Origin of the sequence: Streptomyces sp. NPDC059443 (assembly GCF_042750105.1) — a bacterium.
In the GTDB taxonomy this organism is placed as follows: Bacteria; Actinomycetota; Actinomycetes; order Streptomycetales; family Streptomycetaceae; genus Streptomyces.
Map to the genome: position 1 here is coordinate 295,240 of NZ_JBHYVM010000004.1, position 6,823 is coordinate 302,062.

6 protein-coding genes are annotated in these 6,823 nt (G+C 73.0%); 2 read left to right on the forward strand and 4 right to left on the reverse strand.

Features of this window, described 5'->3' with window-relative positions; translation table 11 throughout:
* Window positions 1-120: 120 nt before the first annotated feature.
* Window positions 121-687: a DJ-1/PfpI family protein gene (locus ACFXDJ_RS05895; protein ID WP_384847938.1), complete on the reverse strand. Its 567-nt coding sequence runs from the start codon at window positions 685-687 to the stop codon at window positions 121-123.
* Window positions 688-937: 250 nt separating this feature from the next.
* On the opposite strand from ACFXDJ_RS05895, the gene ACFXDJ_RS05900 reads away from it, so the two are divergent.
* On the forward strand, window positions 938-1,759 hold the full coding sequence (locus ACFXDJ_RS05900) for an endonuclease I family protein (RefSeq protein ID WP_384847941.1): 822 nt from the start codon (window positions 938-940) through the stop codon (window positions 1,757-1,759).
* Window positions 1,760-1,777: 18 nt separating this feature from the next.
* On the opposite strand, the gene ACFXDJ_RS05905 is transcribed toward ACFXDJ_RS05900, so the two are convergent.
* The gene (locus ACFXDJ_RS05905; protein WP_384847943.1) at window positions 1,778-3,421 is read right to left on the reverse strand and encodes a glycoside hydrolase family 20 protein; all 1,644 of its coding nucleotides are present in this window, start codon (window positions 3,419-3,421) and stop codon (window positions 1,778-1,780) included.
* Between the two features lie 129 nt (window positions 3,422-3,550).
* Window positions 3,551-4,777, reverse strand: a complete 1,227-nt coding sequence (locus ACFXDJ_RS05910; RefSeq protein WP_384847946.1) for an MFS transporter — start codon at window positions 4,775-4,777, stop codon at window positions 3,551-3,553.
* Between the two features lie 182 nt (window positions 4,778-4,959).
* Here ACFXDJ_RS05910 and ACFXDJ_RS05915 point away from each other — a divergent pair, with 182 nt between their 5' ends.
* On the forward strand, window positions 4,960-5,424 hold the full coding sequence (locus tag ACFXDJ_RS05915) for a MarR family winged helix-turn-helix transcriptional regulator (RefSeq protein WP_384847949.1): 465 nt from the start codon (window positions 4,960-4,962) through the stop codon (window positions 5,422-5,424).
* Window positions 5,425-6,053: 629 nt separating this feature from the next.
* On the opposite strand, the gene ACFXDJ_RS05920 is transcribed toward ACFXDJ_RS05915, so the two are convergent.
* The gene (locus ACFXDJ_RS05920) at window positions 6,054-6,653 is read right to left on the reverse strand and encodes a SigE family RNA polymerase sigma factor (protein WP_384847952.1); all 600 of its coding nucleotides are present in this window, start codon (window positions 6,651-6,653) and stop codon (window positions 6,054-6,056) included.
* Between the last annotated feature and the right edge of the window lie 170 nt (window positions 6,654-6,823).

Below are 6,823 nucleotides of genomic sequence, written 5' to 3' on the forward strand. Positions count from 1 at the left end.
AGTCCCCCGCCCCACACCCGTCGCCGCGGCCCCCCCCCCCCCCCACGCCGGCCCTCCCCCGCCGCCCCCCGCCCCCGGGGCCCCCCCGGGGGGGGCCCCCCCCCCCCGCTACGGCCACGGCTACGCCAGCGGGGCCTTGCCGCGCAGCACGGTCAGGAATTCCCGCATCCAGGCGGAGTGGTCGGGCCACGCGCGGGCCGAGACCAGCGTCCCGTCCACCACGGCTTCGGAGTCCTCGAAGTCGGCGCCGGCCGCCTTCATGTCCAGTTCCAGCGCCGGATAGGCCGTGACCCGGCGGCCGTCCAGCGCACCCGCCGCGGCCGTGATCAGGGGGCCGTGGCAGATCTGCGCGATCGGCTTGTCCGAGCCGGCGAAGGCGGCCAGGATCCGCCGCACCTCGGGGTCGTTGCGCAGGTACTCGGGGGCGCGTCCGCCCGGTACGACGAGGGCCGCGTACTCCCCCGGGTCCACGTCGGCGAAGGCGATGTCGGCGGGCCAGGTGTAGCCGGGCTTCTCGGTGTAGGTGTCGAAGCCGTCCTCGAAGTCGTGCACGACGAACCGCAGTTTCTTGACGGCCGGCGCCGCGATGTGGACCTCGTACCCCTCTTCGCGCAGACGCTGGTAGGGGTAGAGGACCTCCAGCGACTCCGCCGCGTCGCCGGTCACGATGAGGATCTTCACTGCCATGGGCTGCTCCTGGTAGGGCTGTTCACGGTGTGGCCTCCGCTTACCGTGCCCGCATCCCCGGGTTCTGCCAAGAGGGCCGTGCGCCAACCTCACCCGGTCGGCGCACGGGGCGGGCGGGGGCGAAAGTCCGGGCTTCCGACACATGGTTTTCATCTGTAGGGCACATGACAATGTGAGCCTCGCTCTGCCACCTGATGCCCCGCCAATTCCCCGGGCGGGAGCGGTGCGTGTGGAGAGGTACCCCCACGTGATGAGAATCTCGCGCCTGGCTCCCTGGGCGGCAGGCCTCGCGGCGGCGGCCCTGGCCCTGATCCCGGCCTCCGCCACGGCGGGCCAGCGATCGGCCGCCGCGCCCGCGGCCTCCACCGCCTCCTCCGCCTCCGTCTCGGTGGACGCGTACTACGCCTCCGCCGAGGGCAAGACCGGCGCCGCGCTCAAGACGGCACTGCACAACATCATCAAGACCCAGTCCACGGTGACGTACGACGGCGTGTGGAACGCCCTGAAGGTCACCGACCAGGACCCGGCGAACCCCAACAACGTCATCCTGGTCTACTCGGGCCGCTCCCAGTCCAAGTCCACCAACGGCGGCGGGGCCAACGACTGGAACCGCGAGCACGTCTGGGCGAAGAGCCACGGCAACTTCGGCACCGCCACCGGGCCGGGCACCGACCTGCACCACCTCAAGCCCGAGGACGTCACGGTCAACAGCACCCGCGGGAACAAGGACTTCGACAAGGGCGGCAGCCCGGTCGCCGAGGCCCCCGGCAGCTTCACCGACTCCGACTCCTTCGAACCGCGGGACGCGGTCAAGGGTGACGTGGCCCGGATGCTGCTCTACATGGCCGTGCGCTACGACGGCGGCGACGGCTTCGCCGACCTCGAAGTCAACGACAAGGTCAACAACGGCACCGCACCCGCGATCGGCCGGATCAGCGTCCTGAAGCAGTGGAACCTCCAGGACCCGCCGGACGCCTTCGAGCAGCGCCGCAACCAGGTCATCTACGACACCTACCAGCACAACCGGAACCCGTTCATCGACCACCCGGAGTGGGTCAACTCCATCTGGTAGACACCGGGTTCCCGCCCCCTAGGGCTGGAAGCGGTCGGCGAGGGTCTTGAAGGCCGTCCAGTCGAGGCCGGGGGTGCGGGGGTCCCAGAGCTTCTGGGACAGGGCCGCGAGCGGGAGCCGGATGCCGGCCGCCACCTGGTCCTGGGTCTGGGCGTCGGCCAGATCGCACCAGACGGCGAAGCGCGCGCCCAGGACCCGGTCACCGTAGCTCGCGGGGACGGCGGTGGTCCCGCGCAGCACCAGCGGGGTCCACTGCTCGTATATCCGCCGGCCCGTGGGGTACGTGAACTGGTTGGGCTCCCCCAGCACGTAGTAGAGGTACTCGTCGTTGAGGTTGACCACCTTGCGGCCCTCGCGCAGGTACTCCAGCGGCGGCCGGGCCCCGTTCTCCTTGCCCGTCCAGTACTCGACCTGGATGTCCTGCGCGGGCTTGACGACTCCGCCCGCGAAGAATCCGTCGTTCCACGCCGCCGGCGCCCGGCCCGCCGAACGGACCACGTCCGCACGGTCGTTGAGCCACCCCGTGGCCAGGTCCCGGACCAGCCCGGCGGATCCGTACCGCGTGCGCGCCGCCGCCGCGAGCCCCGGGAAGGAGGTCTGCGGATCGCGGTAGACCAGCGCCTGGTACTCGTCGGTGCCCAGGTTCCAGATCGCGCCGGGGAACAACGGGAGGTACTCGCGCAGGAGTTCGTCAACGAGCTTCGCCGCCGCCGGGTTGGCTATGTCCACCGCGCCCTTGACCACCCGGCCCTGCGCATCGCGCAGTTGCAGTCCGGGGTGCGCGCGCAGCACCGCGCCGAGGTGGCCGGGCGAGTCGATCTCGGGTATCACCGCGATGTGCAGGCGGGCGGCGAGCGCCGTTATCTCGCGCACCTGCGCCTTCGTGAGGTGCGGGGTGGAGACGATCTCGGGGTGGGTGTCCGATTCGATCCGGAAGGCCTGGTCGTCGGAGAAGTGCAGGCCCAGCTGGTTCAGCTTCAGGTCGGCCATCTCGCGCAGCCGGCCTTCTATCCAGTCCGGGGTGAAGTTCTTGCGGGCGATGTCCAGGTTCAGCCCGCGCTGCGGCTTGGCCGGGGCGTCCCGCACGGTCCCCTCCGGGGCCGAACGGCCGCCCGCCACTTCCTGTTTGAGGGTGCGGGTTCCGTAGAAGACCCCGGCTTCGTCGGGTCCGGTGATGCGGACCTGCCCGTCGCGCACGGTGAGCGTGTAGGACTCTGGCGCTCCGGAGTCCTTGGCTCCCAGGGCCAGTTGGACGTCTCCGCGGCGCGGTTCGGCCGATTCGGCGAATCCGATGCGCAGTTCACCGGCCAGCAGCCGGCCTTCGTCGGACAGGGCCGCGCTGTCGGCCGGCGGTACGACGACCCGCGCCCCGGAGGCGGGCCGCCAGCCGGGGCCGCGGGCCGGCACGTGTTCCCGTACGGCCGGGATGGTGCTCGGGGTGGCGGACAGCGGGTACGAGGCCGTCGGCGAGGGTTCGGCGGCCGACCGGGTGGCTGCGGACGCGGACACCACCGGGCTCCGCGAGGCGGCGGCCGGGGTCCGGGCCGCGCCCGGGGAGGCCGAGCCGGTCGAACAACCCTGGACGAGGGCGAGGGAGACCAGCGCGGCGACCGTGGCCGTCGCGATGACGTGGCTCCGTCTGTCCTGCTTGGTCTGTCGCATCACGCACCCTTGTGACCCCCGTACCAACGTGGCACGGGGGACCCGGGCGCGCGACCCGGGCGGCGGGCCCGGCCCGGGGGTGGTGGGGGGAACGAGGCGTTCGAGGTACTCGGTACGAGGGCCCGTTGATCAGTGGTGGACCGGGACCGCCGCGCCCGCCGGGGCTCCGGCCGTGACGACCCTGCCGGTGCCTTCGCCGGCCGCGCGGGCCGCCGTACGCCGTTCGAGCGCTCCGGAGACGAGGGCGAGGGCGAGGGCGGAGGCGGCGAGGGCCGCGCCGACCCAGTTCGGGGCGGTCCAGCCGAACCCGGCGGCGATGACGATCCCGCCGAGCCAGGCGGCGAGGGCGTTGCCGAGGTTGAAGGCGCCGATGTTGACGGCCGAGGCCAGGGTGGGGGCGCCGGCGGCCTGGTCGAGGACGCGCTTCTGCAGCGGCGGGACGGTGGCGAAGCCGAGGGCTCCGATGAGGACGACGGTGACGGCCGCGCCCGCCTTGCTGTGGGCGGTGAGGGTGAACACCGCGAGGACGGTGGCGAGCGCGCCGAGGGACACGTAGAGCATCGGCATCAGCGCGCGGTCGGCGAACCGGCCTCCGATGAGGTTCCCGGCGACCATGCCGAGGCCGAAGAGGACGAGCAGCCAGGTCACGGAGGTGTCGGCGAAACCGGCGACGTTGGTCATCATCGGGGTGATGTAGGTGACGGCGGCGAAGACCCCGCCGAAGCCGAGGACGGTCATCGCCATGGCGAGCAGGACCTGGACGTTGCGGAACGCGGCCAGTTCGTGGCGGATCCGTACGCCTTCGGGGCGGGGCAGATCGGGGACGAGCCGCGCGATGCCGATCAGGCCGAGGACGCCGAGCGAGGCTACGGCCAGGAAGGTGACCCGCCAGCCGAGGTGCTGGCCGACGAGGGTGCCGAGCGGGACGCCGACGACGTTGGCCACGGTGAGGCTGGTGAACATCATGGCGATGGCTCCGGCCTTCTTCTCGGGCGCGACCAGCCCGGCGGCCACGACGGCGCCGATCCCGAAGAAGGCGCCGTGGGCGAGGGAGGCGACGACGCGGCCCGCGAGCATGACGCCGAAGACGGGGGCGAGCGCGGAGACGACGTTGCCGACGACGAACAGCCCCATGAGCAGCATCAGCATGCGCTTGCGGGGGACGCGGGTGCCGAGGACGGTCATCAGCGGGGCGCCGAGGACCACGCCGAGGGCGTAGCCGGTGACCAGGAATCCGGCGGTGGGGATCGAGACGCCGTAGGTGCCGGCGACTTCGGGGAGCAGGCCCATGATCACGAATTCGGTGGTGCCGATCCCGAAGGCGCCGATGGCGAGGGCGAGGAGTGCGAGAGGCATGAGGGGGGTGCCCTTCAGGGGGAGGTTGCGTGCGCCGAAGGTTTGCCGCCACAGCGGATTACCTGCGTCCACATTAATTGCAGGCGCGGGTTAATTGCAAACGCGGGCTATTGCACAGGTGGCCTATCCTGTGGGTACAGACGGGTACACGGCTCGGTACACAGAAACTGAAGGAGGAGCCCATGACGGCCACGGACAGCCCACTCACCGCCCTCTCCCAGGGCTGGTGCGCCCTCTCCCTCCTGCACGGGCGGATCGAGACGCACATCGAGCGCGCGCTCCAGGCGGGACACGGGCTGAGCGTGCGCGAGTACTCGCTCCTCGACGTCCTCAGCCGCCAGCACAGCGGCCCCGGCGGCCACCTGCGGATGCACCAGGTCGCGGACTCGGTGGTGCTCAGCCAGAGCGCGACGACCCGCCTGGTCAGCCGGCTGGAGGACCGCGGGCTGCTGAACCGCTACATCTGCGACACCGACCGGCGGGGCATCTACACCGATGTCAGCCCGGCCGGCCTGGCCCTGCTGGCCGAGGCCCGGCCCACGAACGACACCGCCCTGCGCGAGGCGCTGGACGAGGCCGCGCGCAAGCCGGAGCTGGCACCGCTGGTGGCCGCCGTGAAGAACACCCCGGCGGCCGACGCGACGTAGCCGCCCGCCACAGCCCCGCCCCGCCCCGCCCCCCCGCTATCGGGAGCTGGACGGGGCGACCGGCGGCCGCGAAGTCGACACGGAGCCCGAGGGAACGGACGAGGGCACGGACGAGGCCGGGGACGAGGCCGAGGGCACGGAACCCGGCCGCGGCGACCCGGAACCGGGCACGGGCGTCGCACTGGGCATCAGTCCGGGCGGCCCCGAGACCGAAGGCGAGGACGGCGGGAACGCGGACGACGGCGACGCCGACGGCGCGGGCCCCGAGGACGAAGACGACGGGGCCGGAACGACCGGATCCGGCGCCGGAGCGGTCGGCGAGGTGGTCGGCGGCGCGGCCGGCGGCGCGGGGTCCGGGTGGACCGACCCCGGATCCGGAGCCAGGACGGCGTACCCCACGGCCGCCGCCGCGGCCAGCCCCACCAGCGGCAGCGCGAACCCCCGCAGGCGCAACGGCGCCCACGGCAGCCTCCGTACCCCCGGGCCCGGAGGCCGCGCCGGGCTCAGCCCTCGCACGGTGATCCCGGCGGCGCGGGCGTCGAGAGCCTGCCGAAGCCGCCGCTCGACGGGCCTCTCGCGGCCCTCGCGCCCTTCGGGACCCTCAGGGTCCTCGGGACCCTCGTCACGCCTCATATCCGACCCTCCAGGATCCGTTCCAGCGCGTCCAGCCCACGGCTCGCGTTCGACTTGACCGCGCCCCGGCTGATCCCGAGCGTCTCGGCGATCTCCGCCTCGCTCAGGTCGGCCCAGTAGCGCAGCACCAGTACCTGGCGCCGCCGCGGCGTCAGCCGGCCCAGCGCGGCGAGCACTTCGCGGTGTGCCTCGTCGAGGACCACCGAGGCCTCGGCGGACGGTACGTCCACGGGCGGAGCCGGGGTCCACGCGCGCGCGGTCCGCCTGCGGCGCAGCACGGAACGGGCGGTGTTGACCACGGAGGTGCGCAAGTACCCCAGCGCGTTGTCCACCTCCGCGATCCGCTCGCCGTGGCGCCGGTACAGCGCAGTGAACGCGTCCTGCACCACGTCCTCCGCGGTCCCCAGGTCGTCCACGAGCAGCACGGCCAGCCGGACCATGCGCAGGCGGTGTGCGTGGTAGAGCTCGGTCACCGTGGGCTGCGGGTTGCCGTCCTCCCAGGCCCGGCCGTACGTGTACCCGTGCCGGTACGGCTCCGCCCGCGCGGGCGGAGCCACTTGGGCCGAGCGCTCGCGGCGCAGCAGGAACGACCACAAGCCCCCCCCCCGCCCCGCCCAAACCGGCGGGCGGCGGCCCCCCGCAAGTGCGCGGGCCACCCACGGGGGCTCAGACGCATCGCCGGCGCCCCCCCGCGGGGAACGGTCGGTGTTGGCCCGCACCACGCGGGCGCGGCTACCAGTCACGCCCCGCTATGGTTGGACGCAAC